Source organism: Nitrosomonas sp., from assembly GCA_016703745.1.
Classification (GTDB): Bacteria; Pseudomonadota; Gammaproteobacteria; order Burkholderiales; family Nitrosomonadaceae; genus Nitrosomonas.
Window position 1 is genome coordinate 470344 of record JADJBK010000006.1, and the last position, 22023, is coordinate 492366.

General features: G+C 45.9%; 21 protein-coding genes. 12 read left to right on the plus strand and 9 right to left on the minus strand.

Annotated features, from left to right (window positions below; all coding sequences use genetic code 11):
* Positions 1-126: 126 nt before the first annotated feature.
* The 4 genes from hemC to IPG31_03295 are packed head-to-tail and all read left to right on the plus strand — an operon-like array spanning position 127 to position 4071.
* The gene (hemC, locus tag IPG31_03280) at positions 127-1065 is read left to right on the plus strand and encodes a hydroxymethylbilane synthase (GenBank protein ID MBK6617413.1); all 939 of its coding nucleotides are present in this window, start codon (positions 127-129) and stop codon (positions 1063-1065) included.
* Between the two features lie 12 nt (positions 1066-1077).
* Complete coding sequence (locus IPG31_03285) at positions 1078-1851, plus strand: uroporphyrinogen-III synthase (protein MBK6617414.1); 774 nt, start codon at positions 1078-1080, stop codon at positions 1849-1851.
* A gap of 19 nt (positions 1852-1870) precedes the next feature.
* Positions 1871-2908: a uroporphyrinogen-III C-methyltransferase gene (locus IPG31_03290; GenBank protein MBK6617415.1), complete on the plus strand. Its 1038-nt coding sequence runs from the start codon at positions 1871-1873 to the stop codon at positions 2906-2908.
* The gene (locus IPG31_03295) at positions 2905-4071 is read left to right on the plus strand and encodes a heme biosynthesis protein HemY (GenBank protein ID MBK6617416.1); all 1167 of its coding nucleotides are present in this window, start codon (positions 2905-2907) and stop codon (positions 4069-4071) included. The genes IPG31_03290 and IPG31_03295 overlap by 4 nt, the downstream gene beginning before the upstream one ends.
* Positions 4072-4099: 28 nt before the next feature.
* Here the strand turns inward: IPG31_03295 and IPG31_03300 are convergent, their stop codons facing one another.
* Positions 4100-5140, minus strand: coding sequence for a CDP-6-deoxy-delta-3,4-glucoseen reductase (locus IPG31_03300; protein MBK6617417.1), 1041 nt, complete (start codon positions 5138-5140; stop codon positions 4100-4102).
* 22 nt (positions 5141-5162) lie between these two features.
* Here IPG31_03300 and IPG31_03305 point away from each other — a divergent pair, with 22 nt between their 5' ends.
* The 7 genes from IPG31_03305 to sixA all read left to right on the plus strand — a co-directional run bounded on the left by IPG31_03305 (position 5163) and on the right by sixA (position 10586).
* Entirely contained in the window at positions 5163-6050 is an 888-nt protein-coding gene (locus IPG31_03305; protein ID MBK6617418.1) for an SDR family oxidoreductase, read from the plus strand.
* A gap of 70 nt (positions 6051-6120) precedes the next feature.
* Positions 6121-7338, plus strand: a complete 1218-nt coding sequence (locus IPG31_03310) for a type II secretion system F family protein (GenBank protein MBK6617419.1) — start codon at positions 6121-6123, stop codon at positions 7336-7338.
* 6 nt (positions 7339-7344) lie between these two features.
* A complete protein-coding gene (locus IPG31_03315; protein ID MBK6617420.1) occupies positions 7345-8208 on the plus strand; it encodes a prepilin peptidase in 864 nt (287 codons plus the stop codon).
* Between the two features lie 12 nt (positions 8209-8220).
* Positions 8221-8847 (plus strand): dephospho-CoA kinase, encoded by a 627-nt coding sequence (locus IPG31_03320; protein MBK6617421.1) that lies wholly within the window; start codon positions 8221-8223, stop codon positions 8845-8847.
* 75 nt (positions 8848-8922) lie between these two features.
* On the plus strand, positions 8923-9678 hold the full coding sequence (gene zapD, locus IPG31_03325) for a cell division protein ZapD (GenBank protein MBK6617422.1): 756 nt from the start codon (positions 8923-8925) through the stop codon (positions 9676-9678).
* 15 nt (positions 9679-9693) lie between these two features.
* Complete coding sequence (locus tag IPG31_03330; protein MBK6617423.1) at positions 9694-9885, plus strand: DNA gyrase inhibitor YacG; 192 nt, start codon at positions 9694-9696, stop codon at positions 9883-9885.
* Between the two features lie 248 nt (positions 9886-10133).
* Positions 10134-10586 carry a phosphohistidine phosphatase SixA gene (gene sixA / locus IPG31_03335; protein ID MBK6617424.1) on the plus strand — a complete coding sequence of 151 codons (453 nt, stop codon included), beginning with the start codon at positions 10134-10136 and terminating at the stop codon, positions 10584-10586.
* Positions 10587-10771: 185 nt separating this feature from the next.
* On the opposite strand, the gene IPG31_03340 is transcribed toward sixA, so the two are convergent.
* From IPG31_03340 to IPG31_03355, 4 genes are all read right to left on the minus strand, one after another.
* Positions 10772-12376: an ABC-F family ATPase gene (locus IPG31_03340; protein MBK6617425.1), complete on the minus strand. Its 1605-nt coding sequence runs from the start codon at positions 12374-12376 to the stop codon at positions 10772-10774.
* 419 nt (positions 12377-12795) lie between these two features.
* On the minus strand, positions 12796-13443 hold the full coding sequence (locus IPG31_03345; protein MBK6617426.1) for a 1-acyl-sn-glycerol-3-phosphate acyltransferase: 648 nt from the start codon (positions 13441-13443) through the stop codon (positions 12796-12798).
* Between the two features lie 10 nt (positions 13444-13453).
* The gene (locus tag IPG31_03350; protein MBK6617427.1) at positions 13454-14386 is read right to left on the minus strand and encodes a phosphatidate cytidylyltransferase; all 933 of its coding nucleotides are present in this window, start codon (positions 14384-14386) and stop codon (positions 13454-13456) included.
* Complete coding sequence (locus IPG31_03355) at positions 14379-14993, minus strand: CDP-alcohol phosphatidyltransferase family protein (GenBank protein ID MBK6617428.1); 615 nt, start codon at positions 14991-14993, stop codon at positions 14379-14381. Before IPG31_03355 ends, IPG31_03350 begins: the two co-directional genes overlap by 8 nt.
* 826 nt (positions 14994-15819) lie before the next feature.
* Here IPG31_03355 and IPG31_03360 point away from each other — a divergent pair.
* Positions 15820-16860, plus strand: coding sequence for a DUF4325 domain-containing protein (locus tag IPG31_03360; protein ID MBK6617429.1), 1041 nt, complete (start codon positions 15820-15822; stop codon positions 16858-16860).
* Positions 16861-16973: 113 nt separating this feature from the next.
* Here the strand turns inward: IPG31_03360 and IPG31_03365 are convergent, their stop codons facing one another.
* The 4 genes from IPG31_03365 to IPG31_03380 all read right to left on the minus strand — a co-directional run bounded on the left by IPG31_03365 (position 16974) and on the right by IPG31_03380 (position 22023).
* Entirely contained in the window at positions 16974-18569 is a 1596-nt protein-coding gene (locus IPG31_03365) for a hypothetical protein (GenBank protein MBK6617430.1), read from the minus strand.
* A 263-nt stretch (positions 18570-18832) separates the two neighbouring features.
* Positions 18833-19213 (minus strand): VOC family protein, encoded by a 381-nt coding sequence (locus IPG31_03370; protein ID MBK6617431.1) that lies wholly within the window; start codon positions 19211-19213, stop codon positions 18833-18835.
* Between the two features lie 263 nt (positions 19214-19476).
* A complete protein-coding gene (locus IPG31_03375; GenBank protein MBK6617432.1) occupies positions 19477-20703 on the minus strand; it encodes a calcium-binding protein in 1227 nt (408 codons plus the stop codon).
* A gap of 51 nt (positions 20704-20754) precedes the next feature.
* Positions 20755-22023, minus strand: coding sequence for an FAD:protein FMN transferase (locus IPG31_03380; GenBank protein ID MBK6617433.1), 1269 nt, complete (start codon positions 22021-22023; stop codon positions 20755-20757).

Below are 22023 nucleotides of genomic sequence, written 5' to 3' on the forward strand. Positions count from 1 at the left end.
GTCTCCTGTTAGTATGGAATTTGGGGTGTTGATCGATAATGGCGCAGGTAATGAACAGCAGCGGGCTAGCGTTCGCTGCCGGTTGGTCGTGCTAGAATTGCCGGGTTCTTTAAATTTAATGCAACTATGCCCAATCCTGAAAAAATCATTATTGCCTCACGCGAAAGCCAGCTTGCCATGTGGCAAGCGCATTTCATCCGGGATCGTTTGATCCAATTATACCCGCAAACCGAAATCACCATACTTGGCATGACGACGAAAGGAGACCAGATACTCGACACATCTCTATCAAAAATTGGTGGCAAGGGCTTATTCACTAAGGAACTCGAGCAAGCATTGGAAGATGGACGCGCTGATATTGCCGTACATTCGATGAAGGATATTCCTATGAATCTGCCCCCAGGATTTATATTGGCTGCGATTACGGATCGAGAAGATCCGCGTGATGCATTCGTTTCTAATAATTTCACTCGTCTGGAAGATTTGCCGGAAGGCAGTATTGTTGGCACATCCAGTCTGCGTCGAGAATCGCAAATACGGGCAAATTTTCCGCAACTTGAGGTGCGTCCATTACGTGGAAATGTACAGACTCGTCTGCGCAAGCTGGATGAAGGCGCATACAGTGCCATTATTCTGGCGGCAGCAGGGTTGATTCGACTGGACCTGGGCTATCGTATCAGCACATTACTATCCCCGGAATCCAGTTTGCCAGCTGTAGGGCAGGGCGCACTGGGAATAGAATGCCGTGATAATCGCTCTGATCTGGTCGAATGGATGCAACCTCTGCATGACCCGGTTACCAGTGCCTGCGTAAAAGCAGAGCGTGCGATGAGTCGGGTGCTGGGCGGCAGCTGCCAGGTACCGTTGGGAGGGTATGCTGAAATTAGCGAAGATATTTTGACACTACGTGGATTCGTCGCCACGCCGAATGGGAGCAGGATTGTGGCGGATAAATCAAGTGGTAAACCGGAGGCTAGTGAGATGATAGGGCAGCAGCTTGCTGAAAACTTGAAGCGGCAGGGTGCGCAGGCGATTCTCGATTCGCTGGATCTTGATCCGAACTAAGACAAAGAATCGGTGCAGTCTCAGTATCCATTAAACCGAGTAGGGGTGCTGATTACTCGTCCACAACATCAGGCAGGCTACCTGGCGAACAGAGTTGCTAAGCTTGGAGGTGTTCCCTGGTTACTTCCGGTACTGGCCATTACTGATATCGATGACAAACAACCCTTGCTTGATCTGATTGTGCGGCTAAGCAGTTTTGATGCAGCAATCTTTGTTAGCCCCAATGCTGTTGATAAAGCGATGCCACTTATTAAACAGTTTGGTGTTTGGCCATTACACCTGGTAGCCGCAACGGTCGGGCAGGGGAGCGCGACTATGCTTAAATTATATGGTGTTGAAACGGTTATCGTGCCGGATGTTGGGTCAGATAGTGAAGCATTGCTGGGTATGCCATTCTTTCAGCAACCAACTGGGAAGCGTGTTGCTATTTTTCGGGGAGAAGAAGGTCGAAAACTGCTCGGAGACACACTAAGCGAGCGCGGTGCAATTGTGGAATATGTTGCCTGCTACCGGCGCTCAAAACCAGTGGTCGATATTGCACCTTTATTGGCAGATTGGCGAGATCACAAAATCCAGGCAGTCGTCATTACCAGCAGTGAAGGACTGGATAATTTGTTTGACATGCTCGGTGAAACTGGCCGACAATTGCTGATGGCCACTCCGTTATTCACCGCGCACGAACGTATTGCTCAAAAAGCAAAAGTACTTGGCATCACCACCATACGTTGTACGCCTGGCGGTGATGATGGAACTATCGAAGGTTTGTTGAGTTACTTCAATTCTTAATTTTAATGAAGACTTTCTCATGATTACAGACGCTCAGTATGCTTCATCAAAAGCAGCGCGCCGCTTTGCGCGCTGGTTCTTGCTAATACTACTCGTTGCCGTCACTGTTATGGGGTGGAATTGGGCGAAAACTCAGGGTTATATTGATAATTTTCAACAAACCTTAAAACGGTATCTGATTGATGCGGATGTTTTTGGTAGTCGCACTCGGGCTATGATTGCGCAAATTGATTCTACTCAACTTGAAACGAACCAGCGGATGGATCAACTTGCGGCAAGTGTGTTGTCAATCGACAATCAACGCCATGTCGTTGCGCAAAATAATGTTAAAGCGATCAGCAGCAATGGTCAGAATGAACGAATTTTAGAAGTTGTGACGCACTTGGTTTATTCTGCGAACCAATTTCTGCAGCTGACGGGTGATACCGAAAATGCGCAGGCAGCACTTAAACAGGCGTTGATGTGGGTGCAATCAAGCGATCAATTGGTGAATACCGATATCGAGGCTGCTCTGGCTGGAGATATACAGCGACTTGAGGTAGTCAGTCAATTGGATCGGGCCAAGATATACCAGGAAATCAGCCACTATGCTGAACAAATCAGTCCATTGCCACTCGCCATGGATACACACCTTAAAACGTTCAATCCCCCGGAAATATCAATAGAAGCTGCCGATTCAAACTTCTTGTCAAAGTTTTTTGTGGAGATTTGGCAGGATTTGTGTCAGCTGATCCAGATAAAAAAACTGGACAGCGCAACGGTGGTGCTCCTGTCTCCTTCTCAAGTACAACTTTTGCATGGTAATGTAAAATTACAATTAAAACAGGCTCAGCTGGCCTTGCTTACACGAGATCAAGATGCTTTTCTGTATGGACTGGATACAGCCCATGGTTTGATCGATAGTTACTTTGACACACGACAGTCGAGTGTAATTGAGTTACAGACCAAACTAAAACAATACAAGGAGATGGCAAAGGAAATGGCTTATCCTGAGTTACTGGCATCGCTGCAGGCGCTGCAATCCACGCAAATCAAGTCTGAACGGGGGAATAAATGAAATTGATCTTATGGATACTGGCATTATTTGCCGCATCTGCAGCAGTAGTTCTGGCCGCTTACTATAATACTGGGACAGTACTTTTTACCGTGCCGCCCTATACCCTGGAAATAGCATTTCATATATTTATTATTGGATTATTGGCTGCTTTTGTTTTGCTCTACTTTGGCTTACGAATTATTATTGGCTTGCTGGATGCAAGAGCTCGTAAAGCACAGCAGTCCACGTTTTCCGGTTTGAATGCTTTCCTGGAAACCCGTTTCGATCAAGCACAAAAATCTGCAGAAAAGGCGCTTCGTCTAACAGATTCACCGAATATCAAAGCGATCAATACTGTCATTGCGGCCCGCTCCGCGCATCAACAGGGCAATGTAACGCGACGTGATCAATTGTTAGCCGCCATTACTGCGCCGGGTACGAAATCAGATGTGCTGAGGCTGATAACGGAAGCAGAGTTTAAACTGGAGGAGGGGCGCTACACAGAAGCGTTGACTGCCTTGCAATCTCTGTATTCTACTGGTGGCAGGCAGAGCACTGCGGTGCTGCAGCTTGAATTGAAAATACAGGAAATGCTGCAAAACTGGGATGCCGTGCTCGATCTGGTAGGCATACTTTCAAAACGCGGATCGGTCGATCAATCATTGATCAGCTCATTGCGACATACTGCTCATTTACAAAATGTAAAAAAATACAGTACAAATCCCGAACTACTCAAAAAATACTGGCAGGGATTTTCTGCAGAGGAGAAACAGGATAATCAAATTGCTGCTGCCGCTGCCAGCAGCTTTATGGCACTTGGTGATCATACTTACGCCCAAAAAATTATCGAGAACAATCTGGATAAACAACCTGATGCCAGGTTACTCAGGATATATGCAGATTGTCGTAGCGGAAATGTCAGCTGGCAGATACAGCATGCAGAAAAATGGCTGGTTAAGCATCCCAATAACGCAGAGTTGCTGCTTACGCTGGGTAAACTGTGCGCTTATGGGGAATTATGGGGTAAAGCCCAGAATTATCTGGAAGCCAGTCTGTCAATTGAACCAAGCTATCCTGCGCATCTTGCGCTAGCGCAATTAAAAGAACAACTTGGCGAACAAGAATCTGCCAGTGAACATTATCGCCAGGGTTTGCAGTTTGCGCTGAAGCAGATTAACGGTTAAATTCAGGCTTTTTAATCTGTCTGAAAAATTATTTCCCGGTGATCGAAGGTGTAAATGCGTCAGAAAAAAAATTCTCTGCTTTCAAGCCGCGTGTTTGGAAAGCATGATAGGCTGCACTGATCATCCCTGGCGCGCCGCATGCATAAATTTGGCAGTTTGATAACGCAATGAAGTCTTCCATAACTGCCTGATGAACCAATCCGATTCGTCCTTGCCATGCATCAGCTGGAGCTGATTCTGATAACACGGGCACATAACTGAAATTCTTATTTTCTATTGCCCATTTTTTCGGTAATTTGTCCAGATAAAGATCTGCGTGTGTTCGTGTTCCCCAGTAGAACAAGATGTTGCATTGCTTGAATGGACTGTTTTCATTCTGGAAGATGTGTTCCAGCATGCTTTTGACTGGTGCAAAGCCCGTACCACCAGCCAGAAAAATAATTGACGTGCCTTTTTCGGGCGCCTCTCGCAAGCAGAAAGTACCAAGCGGACCCTCAAAACGCAATATATCCTTTTCTTTCATCTGCGAAAACACATACTGTGAAAATACACCACCATTATAATTTCTTGCATGCAGTTGTAAAAGATCATCATCTTGGGGCGCATTCGCCAGGGAAAAACTTCGTCGCTGACCATCCTTCATCAAGATATCAATATATTGTCCGGGCAAGAACTGTAAGCGTTCATTCGCCGGTAATTTCAAATAGATGATCATCACATCAGGAGCAACATGATCCAGCTTCTGAACCCGGCATGGCAGAGTACGGACTTTGATGTCTTTGATAGCGACTATTTCACGGCTTTCTATTTCAAGATCAGAATGGGGTATGGCTCGGCAGAATAATGCCATTCCTTGTTGCTTCTCCAATTCAGTCAATACTGCTTCGTCATAGCAGCCATAATCTACGTGACCTTGTATAATTTTTCCTTTGCAGGTGCCGCAGGCACCGTTGCGACACCCGTAGGGTAATGATAATCCTTGCCGTAAGGCTGCCTCGAGAATAGTTTCTGTTGACTCCGCATAAAAAATATGGCCACTGGGCCTCAGTAGAATTTGATAAGGTTTCATTTACAACCGATTACTAAAAATGATAAAAAACAAGCTGTTGATTGTAGGATGTGGTGATATTGCGATGAGACTGTCTTTTTTGCTCAAAAAACGATATCAGCTGATTGGTTTGTGTCGTAACGCCGAAAACTTTGGTAAATTACGTGCGCATGAGATCAGTCCGCTGGCAGGAGATCTGGATTATCCAGCCAGTCTTGGTAGATTATCCGGGACGGCACATACAATTGTTCATCTCGCTCCACCACCCGCATGGGGCCGTAAAGATACGCGCACAAAACACTTGCTGACAGCACTTTGTGACCAGTCAAAATCAAAAATAGCGATACTACCACAACAGTTTATCTATATCAGTACGAGTGGTGTTTATGGTGATTGCGGCGGTGGCTGGGTGGACGAAAATCATAATGTCAATCCTCGTAACGAGCGTGCCTGGCGTAGATTGGATGCAGAGCGACAGGTTAGAAGCTGGGGAAGTCGTCATGGGATTCGAGTTTCAATATTGAGGGTACCTGGTATCTATGCTGAGAATCGCCTGCCCATTTCGCGCCTGCAACAAGGATTACCCGCTTTGCTGGCACATGAAGATAGTTACACTAACCATATTCACGCTGATGATCTGGCACAGATCATTGTCGCAGCAGTGCGTTATGGCAAGCCTGGAAGGGTATACCATGCTTGTGATGACTCGCATCTCAGAATGGGGGATTATTTTGACATGGTTGCAGATCACTTCAAATTACCTCGCCCACCAAAGATTACACGCGAACAGGCACTAACCGCGCTTTCACCTGGAATGCTGTCATTCATGCAGGAATCGCGACGACTAACTAATGTACGCATGAAACAAGAACTACGAGTGAAGCTGAATTATTCAACCGTTGCTGACTGTCTGGCAACCATTTCGGTTTAGCTCAATTATTGTTTGGCAAATGCCGTAAACCATAGCTACGAATCCGAGTAATCAACTAAGGGTAATCAGCATGGCGACTATTGCGGCAAAACAAACTAAGGTTAAGGAATTCAGTTTCTTATGGGAAGGTAAAGATAAAAACGGCAAAGCGGTTAAAGGTGAAATACGCGCAGCTGAGGCAATTGTGGTGAAATCAACTCTACGGCGACAGGGTATTATGGTGACCAAGGTTGCCAAGGCGCGTGCCAGCGGCAGTATTAACGATAAGGATATCACCCTGTTTACTCGTCAACTGGCAACTATGATGAAAGCAGGCGTACCTTTATTACAGGCATTTGATATCGTCGGCAAAGGACATAGCAACCGTGCCGTTGGAAAATTGCTGATGGATATCAAAACCGATGTTGAAACCGGTAGCAACCTGGCGGATGCTTTCCGCAAATATCCGCTATATTTTGATTCGTTATTCTGTAATCTGGTCGGGGCTGGTGAGGCAGCGGGTATCCTGGATAGCCTGCTCGACCGTCTCGCCACTTACAAGGAAAAGATCCAGGCGATCAAAGGGAAAATCAAATCAGCACTGTTTTACCCTATTTCGATTATCGTAGTCGCCTTTGTGATTACAGCAGTAATCATGATATTTGTCATTCCAGCATTTAAGGAGCTTTTTGAGGGTTTTGGAGCTGATTTACCCGCGCCCACTCTGGCAGTTATGGCGGTTTCTGATTTTTTTGTGGATTATTGGTGGGCAATATTTGGTGGAGTAGGTGGTGGTCTACACGCTTTTTTCTACGCTTGGAAACGTTCTCGACCAATGCAGCGCGTCATGGATCGAATGGCGCTAAGAATGCCTATTTTTGGTGATGTTATTCGTAAAGCAACTATTGCGCGTTGGTCGCGTACACTTTCAACCATGTTTGCTGCCGGTGTGCCGCTGGTTGAAGCGCTCGACTCAGTTGCGGGTGCCGCCGGTAATCAGGTTTATTATGAAGCCACGAAGCGGATACAGGGAGAAGTCAGTACTGGTAATAGTCTAGTGGAATCGATGACGCTTACCAATGTTTTTCCCAGTATGGTGTTGCAGATGGTATCCATTGGTGAGGAATCGGGTTCCCTTGATGCCATGCTGAGCAAGGTTGCTGATTTCTTTGAAGCTGAGGTGGATGATGCCGTGGACGCACTTTCGAGTCTGATGGAGCCCATCATCATGGTTGTCTTGGGAACGCTCATTGGCGGCATGGTAGTCGCCATGTATCTGCCAATCTTTAAAATGGGCCAGGTTGTTTAAATCAGTATGTCTATCCTGATACATTCCCTGCAAAATTCTCCTACATACTTTGTTGTGCTGGCATCTATCATTGGTCTGATGCTGGGAAGTTTCCTGAATGTAGTTATTTATCGCTTACCGAAAATGCTGGAGCGAGAATGGCGGCAGCACTGCGCTGAATTACGTGCTGAAAAAACAGTAACTGAGCCAGTTTTCAATCTGGCAACACCGCGTTCAACTTGTCCACAATGTCAGCATAAAATCTCAGTACTCGAAAATATCCCGGTTATCAGTTATTTTTTCTTGCGAGGACGATGTTCAGGATGTCAATCATCCATTTCATTGCGTTATCCTCTGGTTGAAGTATTGACCAGCATTCTAAGTGGTTTTATTGCCTGGCATTTTGGTTTTGGGGTAACGGCGTTTGCCGCACTCTTTTTTTTGTGGGCAATGATTGCGCTGACATTTATTGATATTGATACCCAGCTTCTACCTGACAGCATCACTCAACCTTTGCTGTGGTTGGGCTTGCTATACAATCTCCATGGCGGTTTGACCGATATCCATTCATCTGTAATTGGTGCAATTGCCGGTTATTTGACGCTATGGTCCGTGTACTGGATATTTAAACTGTTGACTGGCAAGGAAGGAATGGGCTACGGAGATTTCAAGTTATTAGCTGCGATTGGTGCCTGGTTGGGTTGGCAGTTATTGCCGATGGTGATTTTATTTGCTTCAGTTGTAGGAGCAACAGTGGGGGTAATATTAATTTTAAGCAAAAAACTTACCCAGAATGCTGCCATTCCCTTTGGCCCTTACCTGGCTGGTGGCGGACTCCTGGCCTTGCTCTGGGGAAAACAAATTAACCAGATTTATCTGGCAGTATTTTAGCGGTTTTCATGAGTGGGGAAATGTCGAACATCACTCATCATTGGCCTGACTGGCGGAATTGGCAGTGGTAAGACTAGTGTAACCAAATTATTTCAGGAGCAAGGAATTGATGTGATCGATACTGATGAGATCGCTCATGCTCTGACTCAACCGGAAGGCGCAGCGATTGAACCGATACGCCGGATATTTGGTGATAATTTTTTCCTGCAGAACGGCATCCTTGATCGGAAAACCTTGCGAGAATTGGTATTTACAAATACGCAAGCGAGGCAACAACTTGAATCTATTTTGCATCCACTGATTTACCAGGAAACATTACGCCGCTTGCCAATTATCCAGTCGGATTACGGTATTCTGGTCGTACCTTTGTTACTCGAAACTCCTGATTATCGAAAAATAGTAAACCGTATTCTGGTTATTGATTGTCCTGAAATATTCCAAATTTCCCGAACTATGGTGCGTAGTAAGATCAGCAAAGAAGAGGTGCGAGCTATTATGGCTTCGCAGGCAGGACGCAAAGAAAGACTCATCGTTGCCGATGATATTATCCAAAACAATTTGGATTTGAACCACCTGGTTTGGCAGGTAAAAGCTTTGCACGATAAATATACCTCACTTGCGGCACTTGTCACACGTTAAGTCTATACTATATAACACGTGTTTATGCTGTGGCTTTTCTGCTATGCTATATGGATTCAACGCTACTTTACGATTGTGATCTGCTACGAACTTCCTCTCAACGAAAAAATCCGCATGTTGCTACGGCTGGAGGATTTATTTAATAAAGTAAATTTTTTTGCTGGAAAAGAAACTGCATTTGATCATCATGCCGCTTTGACGCTGCTGTTTGAAATACTCGATGTAACCAGCCGCTCTGACCTCAAATCCGATTTGCTGCAAGAACTCGACAAGCAACGAGCAATTCTGGAAGGCCTGCGTCAGAACCCACAGGTATCAGAATCTGTACTGGAATCCTTGCTAGTGGATATCAAGTCTGCCTTCCGTGGCTTGCTGGACATTCCTGGCAGGATTGGCAGCCACTTGCGTGATAATGAATGGCTGATGAATATCAAGCAGCGTATGAGTATTCCCGGAGGTGCATGTGAATTTGATCTGCCTGCCTATCATTATTGGCTGCAGACAAAATCGGAAGTACGCCAGACAGATCTCGATAAATGGATCGTACCATTCGCGCCTATCCGTAGCGGTATTGAGATTGTCCTGAATATGCTTAGAAGTAGTGGAAAAACATTTCATTATGTTGCTACCCAGGGTTTATTTCAGCAGACAGGCTCAGAGCATCAGGCATATCTACTGCGATTACACATCGATGATAATTTGCCTTGCGTGCCAGAGATAAGTGCAAACAAATATGCTCTCAATATTCGCTTTCTCCCTTTTGAAGCAACCCATAAAACCAACGTTTTTGAGGAAAATGTCGCCTTTGAACTAACGTTCTGTCGTTTATAAACAAAAAGTTATCTAATGGAAATACCGCAAAAAAGAGTCTCCATCGCTAATTGCCCACAATGTGGAGACGCTGTCGCATGGATCGCATCAAATCGTTTCCGCCCATTCTGCTCCGAGCGTTGTAAGGTGCTTGATTTGGGGCAATGGGCATCTGAAGGCTACCGTCTTCCTTCGGATGTCCAAATAGAAGAAGACATCCAAGAATAGCTTAGTTCTCATAATTGATATTATGTTAACTTTAGGTAATTCGTAGCCACTGCGCCACCAGTAAGCGATTATTTGCCGCATTAGGGATGTATATGCAGAGAACGAGCTTCAATACTTAACGTTATCCTGGCTAAATCACAGGTCTTGAACTTGCTCACGAGAGTTGGCTTAAGTTTATCTAAGGCAATATTTTAATATTTAACTCTGGGGACACCTTAAGTCCGACAGACTCCCAGGAGAAAAATCCTTTGGATTTAATTTTATGGCGCCATGCCGAAGCAGAATTAGGATTCCCCGACGAATCGCGTAAGCTTACGGATAATGGATTGAAGCAGGCAAAAAAAATGGCGCAATGGCTCAAATCGAGAATTCCGGAAAATACCCGTATCGTCGCCAGCCCGACTAAACGAACTCAACAAACCGCAGCGGCTTTAATCACATCATTCGAAACTCTTCCTCGAATCGGCCCAAGTGCTGCACCTGAATCAGTACTCACCGCCGTTAATTGGCCCTATGAAGAAAATGCTGTTCTAATCATCGGGCATCAACCAACACTGGGGCAAATTGCCTCTCTGCTATATACCGGTAATGATGCTGGTTTCAGTGTCAGAAAAGGCTCTATCTGGTGGTTCAGTTACAAAGAAAGAAATGGACGGAATAATGCTATCCTGCGTGCAATGATGACCCCTGAAATGGTGTAGATCGACTTTATCCACATTTTTGTTTAACCCCCTGCCCGATTTGACTGAATCGCCCCTGGTTTTACGCGCAAAGCGGTTTTTGACTGGGCTACCGCTGACCTCGGTGCGTTTGTTTGCCGTTTCAATCGACGCTTCCATCTTCAAGTGCTCCCTCCACGTCCATCTGTTCGTCGCTGTAGCTACTATTACTCAATCCCTTGCGATCTAAGATAATCTTCATAATTACCTTTGAAGTCATGAACACCATCCGGTTTCATTTCAAGAATGCGTGTGGCCAGCGAGGAAACGAATTCCCGGTCATGCGAAATAAAAATCAGCGTGCCGGTGAATTTCTCAAGTGCGCTATTTAATGACTCGATGGACTCCATATCCAGGTGATTGGTCGGTTCATCCATTAGCAGAATATTCGGTTTTTGGAGAATCAACTTGCCAAAGAGCATGCGGCCCTGTTCTCCACCAGAAATTACGCGGGTAGATTTTTTGACGTCATCGCCCGAGAACAATAACCGGCCCAATGTGCCGCGTATCGTTTGATCATCATCATTGCCTTGCCGCCACTGATCCATCCATTCGGTCAATGACAGCTCTTCTTCAAAATCAACTGCATGATCTTGTGCATAATAACCGGGACGCGCCTTCTCGGCCCATTTGATCTCACCAGAATCCGGTGTCAGATCACCGGCAAGGCAGCGCAGCAGCGTGGTTTTTCCGATGCCGTTAGGACCAATGATGGCGACTTTCTCGCCGGCTTCGATATCCAGGCTTAAATGATCAAATAAAGGCTTATCCAATCCAGGGAAACCCTTGCTGGTTCCTTTGATGGAAACCGCCAGACGATGCAGCTTATCCCTGTCATCTACTTCAAACCGGATAAAAGGATATTGGCGGCTGGATGGCTTGATATCTTCGAGTTTGATTTTCTCAATCTGTCGCGCACGACTGGTTGCCTGTCTGGCTTTTGATGCGTTCGCGGAGAAACGGCTGACAAAAGACTGCAAATCGGCAATCTGTGTTTTCTTCTTGGCATTATTGGACAGCATTCGCTCGCGCACCTGGGTCGAAGCAATCATATAGTCATCATAATTACCAGGATAGATCCGCAGTTCGCCGTAATCCAGATCCGCCATATGCGTGCACACGCTGTTCAGAAAATGCCGATCGTGGGAGATGATGATAATGGTATTTTTGCTGGCGTTGATAATATCTTCCAGCCAGCGGATAGTATTAATGTCGAGGTTATTGGTCGGTTCATCCAGTAACAAGATTTCCGGATTGGAAAATAAGGCCTGTGCCAATAACACGCGCAATTTAAATCCCGGCGCAATCGCGCTCATCAATCCCTGATGCTGGGCAGAGGGGATGCCTACCCCAAGCAACAGTTCTCCGGCACGCGCCTCGGCAGAATACCCATCCAGTTCGGCAAATTGAGACTCCAGTTCGGCAGCATGCATATAATCTGCTTCCGTAGCATCCGGATTGGCATAAATGGCGTCACGCTCCTGTTTGATTTGCCATAATTCGGCATGTCCCATCATGACCGTATCAATGACGAAACACTCTTCAAAAGCGAACTGATCCTGACTCAGTTTTCCCACCCGCTCGCCGCTGTCAACTGCAACATTACCGGACGTCGGTTCAAGATCCCGACCCAGAATCTTCATGAATGTTGACTTGCCGCAACCATTTGCGCCAATCAAGCCATAGCGATTACCCCCGCCAAATTTTACGGAAACATTTTCAAAGAGCGGCTTAGTGCCGAATTGCATGGTGATATTGGCGGTTGTAATCAAAGTAGATACCTGCGGATTATTGTTGCAAGAGAAGGGCCGAAATTTTAAAGGTTTTTGAGTGTTATGGTGTGCATTAATCTCATTTAGTATGAAATGAGTTTGAAGGGATTGGTATTTTCAGCGAGACATCGGAGCGCACCATCAATTGCTCTCAAACTGTCTCACGTCAATTATCCTGGCCGCTTTGACGACAATTTTATGATGAGTTACGGTGGAGCTACGGCAACAGTTTACTAAATATGCCATATCATATTGTCAGCATAGCTCGCTTACCTCGTATTGTAATGCCCGGTTATTCGGTTCGAAGGATTAGATCGAAAAGTTAACAGCAATGACTGATCGTGGGCTTAAGGCGAAGAAATGCAGCTCCAGTCTGTATTTTGGATTCATTCTGCATCAGACAGGGATTTTATGGTTGATCACTCCCAATTGCGGAAATGGCCTTCATTTGCCAGATCTCTGAATCGATCTTGCAGTGATGCCATGAAATCATTTTTATCGGTGCTGAAGAACATACTGTCTCCAACCAGTACATCGCAGAAAAAAGGTACCAGCACGAAATCATCCTTGGGTAATGCTTTTCCCAGTCCATAGAGCAGAACGGGGGTAATCGGTATTGCAGGAGAACGCTCGGCAAGCCAAACAACCCCCTTTTTGAACCGCGTGAGCTTTTCCGGCTCTCCACGTGATCCCTCCGGAAAGAGAATCAATATCTTGTTCTGATCGAGCGCCTGATAACACGGCGTCAACGGGTCATTCAGCTTTTGTGCTGCACCACGCTGAATGGGAATAATACCGATTACCTTCGTTGAAAACCAGGCAAGAAAACGATTCCTGAGAAAATAGTCCGCTGCGGCTACCGGACGGATCTCGGGTAACAACCGTAATGGAAAAAGTGAAATGAGTACAAGTGTATCCAGATGGCTGTTGTGATTAGCAACAATGATTGCCGGCCCGCTTACCGGTAACAGGTGTCTGCGCTGCACATTCAGCCCCAGCAAAAACAGCACCAGAATACGCACCAGCAGAAAAAACAGTAATCTCAAAAAATGATTTGGGGCTTGCATAATTTAATTTTCAATAGAAAAAATAGCGAGTGTAATGGAAGAAAATCGGTATCGTGAACGTCAGACTGTCGACACGATCCAGAATACCGCCATGCCCAGGAATCAAGCTGCCAAAATCCTTGATTCCGATATCACGTTTGATCGCCGATATTGACACATCACCGACAAAACCGAATACACCGATCAGCAGACCAGTCAACAATGCGTGCTGCAGATTGAATGGTGTCAGGTACGGCGCCAGTAGCACGGCAGTAAGCATAGTCGTGGCAATGCCACCGGCTAAACCTTCCCAGGTTTTATTCGGACTGATAACCGGCAATACTTTCCTTTTACCAAGCAACTTCCCCCAGACATATTGTCCGACATCGTTGAACTGGGTCAGAAAAACCAAGTAGAACAAAAGACCCGCTCCCGTTGTGCTATGCCATATTCCGGTATCAGGCAACATCAACAGAAAAGCCGCATGACTGATAGAAAACACACAGGTCATCAACCCCCAGTGAATCGTTGCCGCCGCGTGCAGAAAACCTTCTGTCTTCTGGGCGATAATCATGCGAAAAGCGATAAACAAGAACATGTAAACGGGTATAAAAATGATGAACATGCCGTACCAGGCGATGCTGACCCAGTAATACTGCAGCAAAATGGCAAGATAGGCCCAGAACAGTACGCGCCGATCGGCTCGGCGTGTCGGTATTCTGGAGAAATATTCCTTCAACGCCAGAAAGCTGATAATGCCGAAAAAGACCAGTGCAATCCCTTGGCTGGCCAACAATGCAATGGAAAAAGCTCCGATCATAGTCCACCAGCTCTGCGTACGGGCAATCAATTCGGTAAAATTTTTTTCCGGTTTCATTCTGGACAAGATGAAAACGATAAGACTCGCTCCTGCCAGCAATCCCCACAGCCCACCAAGTGCCCAAAGCAGAGCTTGATCATTCATGGCCGCGTATTTCCTCAAGCGCTCTGCGCGCACGATTGGCTATCGTTACGACCAGTAGTATAAGAACCAGTGAAAGCAACGCTGTCAACCAGTCATCGGGAGATATTCCCGCCCCGATCAGCAATCCGATCATACCAAAAATGAAAGCACGGTCGCTTTTACCCATTGGACCATCGTAACGACGGCTCGCACCGATCTGGACCGCCACCACACCTGTCATCTCGCTCATAACTGCCAGCAGACAAATGGCTACCACGAGCCATAATGCATGCACATCGAGTAACGCGACCGGCAGATATAAAGCAATGTCAGAAACCACATCTCCCAGCTCATTGAGTATGGCTCCTTGCGGTGACTGCATGTCATGTTCCCGCGCCAGCATTCCATCCATGGCATTAAGTGCCATACGTACCAGTAACACCAGAGGTAGCAACAGCCATAACAAATAAATATCGGCAAAACCTGCCAATATTATTCCCGTAGCGATGGATAGCATCATCGCAGTGACCGTTATCTGATTGGCGGTTACTCCAAATTGCGCCAGTTGCCGGACAAGCGGTCTGAGCAAGACCTGAAAACGATTCTTGAGCTGATAGATAGTAGGCATAATTGGAATCTGAACTTTACGAATCAACCGTCGACTCTAGTGCATTGATTCGATATGAGAATTTTGAAGTAAGGGGTAACAAGGGTATAGGAAAAATAAACCACCTTCTCCCTGTGGGCTGAATCTACTGAAAGCTGGCTCAATTGTCAAACACGGTAATAATCGATCAAAAAATGACTGTATTCCGGTTCAGTTAGTACAAAAAAGCAGAGATTTTGCCGTGTTTTGACGCTTCAGGCGAAAGACGCCCAAGATAAAGCAATTACGGTAACAGATTACTAAATATGCCATATCATATTGTCAGCATAGCCCGCTTACCTCGTATTGTAATGCCCGGTTATTTGGTTCGGAGGATTAGATTGAAAAGTTAACGGCAATGACTGGCCGTGGACTGAAGGTGAAGAAATACGGCTCCAAAAAGCAAAGAATGGGAGCTAAGTATATTTAGTAAACTGTCACCGTAACCCCAAAACTATTTGGAGCATCATTTTGAACCTAAAGGTGATGATAATTTCAGTACCGAAAGCTAAACGGGTCTTAAGACCCGTATCCTGACTTTAGTCATTGTCACTAACCCACCAGCTTTAGCTGGTGGTTGTTTAGTCAGCTTAAAAATATTATTATCTGTCATGCGGTATTTTCCTTTTTCATTGGTTGATCTGCCGAGATCTTTACCAACAGGTTACACCGCTTTCTTCTCTTTTGTCATACACCAGATATGATCATAGCTCTAGATGAGAGCACATAAGGTTGACAAAAAAAACAATAAAGTTGACAATAACAGCGCGTAAGGTTGGCAAAGATAATTGTTTAAGAGGTATTGTTTGTGGTAGGAATTAGAAAAAGAGGAGAGCAAATAAGGCAATTTGTTCTTGATAATGTTGAACATCATCCAAAAGACATTGTAAATGTTACATGCCGTGCTTTTGATATTACAAGACAAGGGGTAAATAAACATATTCAACGCCTTGTTGAACAAAGAGCCATTGTAGTTAAAGGCACCACAAAAGACAGGCATTACTATTTACATCTATTAGCCGAATGGACAGAAACATTCCCACTAGATAAATCCATATCCGAAGATATTGTATGGCGGGTGCATGTTGCCCCTTTGCTTGGAGAGTTACCTGACAACATTATGAATATTTGGCATTTTGGAGTAACAGAAATGTTCAACAATGCCATTGACCACTCAGGTGGACAACAGGCGACAGTAACATTAAAGAAAACCGCAACCACATCAGAAGTTGTTATCTATGACAATGGAGAAGGAATTTTTAAGAAAATTCAGCGGGCAATGGGGTTATACGATGAGCGCCACTCGGTACTTGAATTGGCGAAAGGAAAGCTAACAACAGACCCAGCCAATCACTCAGGAGAAGGCATATTTTTTTCATCAAGGATGTTTGATAACTTTACGATTTTATCTGGCAATGTTTATTTCTCCCATACGCATGGAGAAGTTGAAGACTGGATTTTAGAGCAGCAGCACCCTCACACAGGCACTATAGTGGTTATGAGGCTTTCAAACAACACGTCAAGAACGGCCAAGCAGGTATTTGATAACTTTACCTCGGGTGACAGCTACGGATTTACAAAAACCGTTGTTCCGGTACGTTTGACGCAATATGGGGATGATAAATTGGTTTCCCGCTCGCAAGCCAGAAGGCTTTTGTTGAGGATAGATAAATTTAAAACCGTACTATTTGATTTCAATGAAGTGGAATCTATAGGCCAAGCTTTTGCCGATGAAGTTTTTCGGGTATTCCAAAATCAATATCCCGATATAGAATTACTTCCAATACGAGCTAATAAAGTTGTAATGCAAATGATAAGAAGGGCACAGACACACGATGACACACGATAGACAATAGACCAAGGATTCTGATTTTAATTACGGTGACAGTTTACCAAATACCTAACTATGTCATGCTGGCAATGTTGCATAATCAGTATATTTAAACTGTCACCGTAACCAAGTTAGCAGCGATTATTCACCATAAGGAATATGTGGCGGTCACGATCGATTTCAAACATTTGCACCCAAGCGCTAATAGCCCTTCCACTGGCATTTGCAACGATGCGTGGCGTAGATAATGCACCATCAACAACGGCGACTCCAAATGGAGCAGTCTGCCACTGACCGGCTGAATTCGAAGTTGACGTCCAGTTGCGGCTGGTGAAAGTTGCCGGATTGTATTGCCGCCAAATGGCGTAAGCATTACCCGAAGAATCCATCGTCACATTGATGCCACTAGCAATATCTTCATTATTTGACTCGATTGGTGTTGGTCCTCCCCACCCAGTTCCCGCGTTGAAGCGATTGGCAAAAGCACTGATTACGCCACCGCTATCCCGTTGACTCCATACGGCAACGGCGTCGCCCGTTGCGTCCATTGCCACCTGGACAATTGATTCCGCTTCTTCTACTCGTCCTTCATCCAAAATCCTGCCGGTTGTATCCCATCCACTTTGCGGAGTGAAATGCCAGGCGGTGATCCTGGATTGACTGGCCAATCCCCCTCTAACTTGAGTCGTGAGAATTGCATCACCGTTGCTCCCCATGGCAATATCCGCTTCAATTCCGGCACCGATCTGTTGCGGCACCGCTTCCCATGCATTGGAGGCGACGCTGTAACGGTTTACGCGGGGACCAGACCAGACAGCAATCGCATTTCCACTGTTATCCATAGCGATTTTTGGGTTAAAGCTAAAATCTATTTGTCCTGCTGTATCCGGGTCAATAGACACCGCCCCGCTCCAGCCCTGCCCCGCTATGTAGCGATTTGCGTAGGTATACGACTGCACACCGGTGCGCTGTGACCAAACCGCCACGGCATTCCCGGCATTGTTCATGGCGATATCAATCTGCGGTACCCCCCCATTGATAGCTGAATTCTCATTTTCCAGAAGAACCGGTTGTTCCCAGCCTGTTCCTGCATTGTATCGTGCCGCAGTAGCGTTAAACTCTATCCCCAATTGCTGCATCCAGACGACTATTGCATTGCCGTTGGCATCCATCGCCACCCTTGGATTGCGGGCACTCTGTGCTCCCGTATCCAACAATACCGCTTGACCCCACGCATCAGCAACTGAATTATAATGAATCGCCCACACGCTTTCGATAGATAAACCGGGGTCGTTTTCCAGCCACACAACGACAGCGTCTCCGTTACTGCTGATTGCCACCCGGATATCATCGCTGTTCGTTGCTGTGGATATTTCGTGGACAGGCAGAGCGCCGAGCCAGGAACCAGAGGGAAACGCGAAATTGATCATGTTCGATACAGATTCAATATAGACTGGTGATCCACCCCAAGGGCCACCTAGAACATAAATACCCTGGTCTGCCTGGTTGATGCCCGCATATATACCCGTCGTCGGATAATAGCGGTACAACCAGGGATCCAGGATTTGAGTTGCTTGAGGCTGTGGAAATAGATCGGGATAGGTGAGCTCTGCCCAATTTAAGAGCCTCTCGGCATCAGTCGGAGTATCAGCTAAAGTTGAGAAGCTTGATAAGGCGATCACAAATCCGGACAGTGGTGCAATAAAATATTGGACTATTTTTGTCATATACTTCTCCCTGTATAATTGGGCGTAAGAATTAGCGAATTTACCTGGTTAAATTACGGTGTAAATTACGGTGACAGTTTACTAAATATACTGATTATGCAACATTGCCAGCATGGCATAGTTAGTGTATTCGGTAAACTGTCACCGTAATTCGAAAAGTTAGCGGCAATGACTGGCCGTGGACTGAAGGTGAAGAAATACGGCTCCAAAAAGCAAAGAATGGGAGCTAAGTATATTTAGTAAACTGTCACCGTAACCGCAAGCTATCTTTTGCCATTGCAGTCCAGAATTGCACAAAACTCTAGGTCATGGCCGTCGGGGTCTGCAAAATATATTGAAACGGCATTCATCCAGTCCAATGATACCGGGCCTTCCACTACTACATCGCTGCTTTCCAAATATCCTTTCAATCCATTCAATTCAGATTCTTCAACCTTGAAGGCAAAGTGTTGGCGCACACAACTTTCCTTATCTTCCTGCAACACAACTATGCCGCCTTTGTTGTTTCCAACCCAGAGAAAAAGCCAACGGCGCTTTTCATCGTAAAATCCTTTACTAAAGCCAATAACTTCTTGGTAAAACTTAGCTGATACATCCAAATTCTTAACTTTGATCGCGATTTCAAATATTCCGTCTATTTTCATTGCAACCACCCTGTCATTAAAGAGCCTAAGGAACCTCTAAAAAACAAACGTTTTGAACGGCAGTCACTCAAAAACTGGCCACTATTTCAAATAGTGATGCTGATTTTTATGAAAACAGCTATTTCTCTCTGGAAACAAGCCCATTTACTGGTTTATTTTCAAATATCTGTTGGTAAGGTGTCATGAACGGCTTCTCGAAAAAATTTGATGCAGAATTATATCGGTGATCGGTTATTGATCAGAGGTTCCATAAAGCCGATTGCCTAGAATATATAAAAATCTGCATGAGTCAGTACGAGACTGCCGGTTAGCTGGGCGAATTGCTGGCCACTTGCCCCACCGATTCCATCCGCATCATAGTAAAGTGCACCTGTTTGAGAATTGTAGATAATACGGTCACTGGCATCGTGTGCGGCCGTGCCAATGTGAAAAGCAGCAGTATTCAGCTTCCCTGTGGGTAATCCGGTAAAAATAGTTTTGTCCAGCTGTATGGTATCGTCAATGGGGGAATAGTCAGTAATGGTATCAATTGCTCCGGCAAAGAGGGAATCAAAAACAAAGATATCTTTGCCTGATCCACCTGTCAGCACATCCGTGCCGGCATTACCCGCAAGTTTGTCGTTACCTGCGCCACCATCTATTCTGTCATTACCGGCATTTCCTCGAATCATATCCCGGCCAGCCAGTCCCATAATGACATCATTTCCAGCCGTGCCCTGGAGGGTATCTGCACCAGTTGTACCCATGATTGTGCCAGAAGACGCAGTAGGCGTGCTGGCTGTCGGGTCGATCAAATCAAGCTTGACATTCTTGCTGCCGATGTTGATCTGCTTCGACGTTGTACTGAATCCGCTGCCGGAAAAACTGACGGTATAACTTCCTGGAGCCAGTTCCATTTCATAGCCACCAGCTAAGCCTGTTTTTACTGTTGTGATTGCTGCAGTTGTATTGTTTTTTGCGCTAACCGTGAAGTTGCCGAGCCCCTCATTAACATCGTAACGCTTGTCACCATCAAGATCATCAAATGCAACACCCGTCAGAAATGCGTTAGATGCTGTGCGTGCAAAATTTTGGGTGACGAAGGCGCCTTCAAAATTTCCGTACTGCCCGACTTCAAAACCAACACCGATTTCACGGAAAGTATCATTCAAGATATTTGCTTTGTGCCCGGCTGAATTCATCAGCAAACTGTGTAATTGCGTGATTTCATCCTGAAAACCGGTGGGTGATCGCGTACTCATCCAGGCAATATTTTCAGCCCATGCCCAGGAACCGGTAAAGGTGTAGCCTGCTGCTGCCATACGATTTCCAGGATTGGATCCACCAGCGCCAGTATGGGAAAAGGTATCGGTGGCGATCATCCAGTTACTGTGATTCTCTGCGGATTCATTCAGGTCTCCGTCAAAAGCAAGTGGCTGAGCGCCCGCCTTGGCGCGTTCAGCATTAATTAGTTCCAGCATATATTGTTCATAAACATTGGCTTGAGACATAAAGGCGACTCCTTTGATTTAATTCAAAAATGGACGAAACGATTTCTGCTATCACAAACTCTGGCTCCTGGGAGAGGGTTGCGGTTTTGAGTCACTCCGGCTGGCGCAAGGCCGGGCGCAGCCGGCGTCACACCCCAACCCCAGGCGACCAAGACCACCACAGCTGCCGGCTAAAGGTGAGCGTTTATTCAGTACACCAATCGCCATGGCTAAAATAGCCAGTCCCATAATGAGAAAGGTGGCGACAAAAATCTGCATATTATTACCTTTTTGTTTCGGTGGATATTGACTGCTGGCGAATTCCCGAATGTTGCCATCCTGATTAACCAGAAATAATACCGGCAATCCCATTTTCTCGGCGAGTCTCAAACCGTGATTATGACCCAGCACGACCAGTGCCGTTGCCCAGGCATCAGCCTGCATGCATTGTTCTGCGAGGACAGTGACTGAAACCAGGTGGCTCTCAATAGGCCAGCCGGTAACCGGATCGATCAGGTGACTCAAGCGTTTGCCGTCAAACTCGAAAAAATTCCGGTAATCTCCGGAAGTGGCCAGTGCAGTATTCTGAATCGACAGAATTTTATGAACCGTTTGGGTGTGAGGCTGAGGCTTTTCGATACCGATACGCCATGCTGATCCCTGTGCGTTGTGACCTTGCGCACGAATCTCACCACCAATTTCGATCATGAAATGTTCAATCCCGTTTGAGATGAGTAGCTGGGCAATCTGATCAACAGCATATCCTTTGGCGATGGCCGACATATCGATATGAACGTCAGGGTGGAGTTTACGTATTGATCGGTTGACCTGGTCAAGCCGCAACTTGTCCTGACCTATTTGCTTGCGCAGGCGGTTGATTTTCTCATCACTGGGTATCTGGTCACTGCGAAATTCGGGACCGAATCCCCACAAATTAACCAGGGGGCCAATTGTGATATCAAATGCCCCGCCACTTTTGCGTCCGATATCCAGCGCGGCCTCCAAGACAGTGAATAATTCGGTCGAAACCGGAGTCCATTCGGTTGACTGCTGCTGATTGAACCGGGATAGTTCAGATGCTGAATCATAGGTAGACATACTGCGATTGATTCGATCTAAATTGGAATCAATTTTTTCCTGCATAGTGCTGGCTATTTCATTACCATGAGGGTGACGGAATTTGATGCTGTACTGGGTACCCATGGTCTGGCCCTGCAGATGTATCAACGGCAGGGGGAATATGAACAATAATCTGCCCAGCAGCAAGCCAGTTAATGTCAAGATCAGCAGAAAAATAATGCGTATACGATGGGAAGCCAGGTATTTTCTCAGGGCAGACAT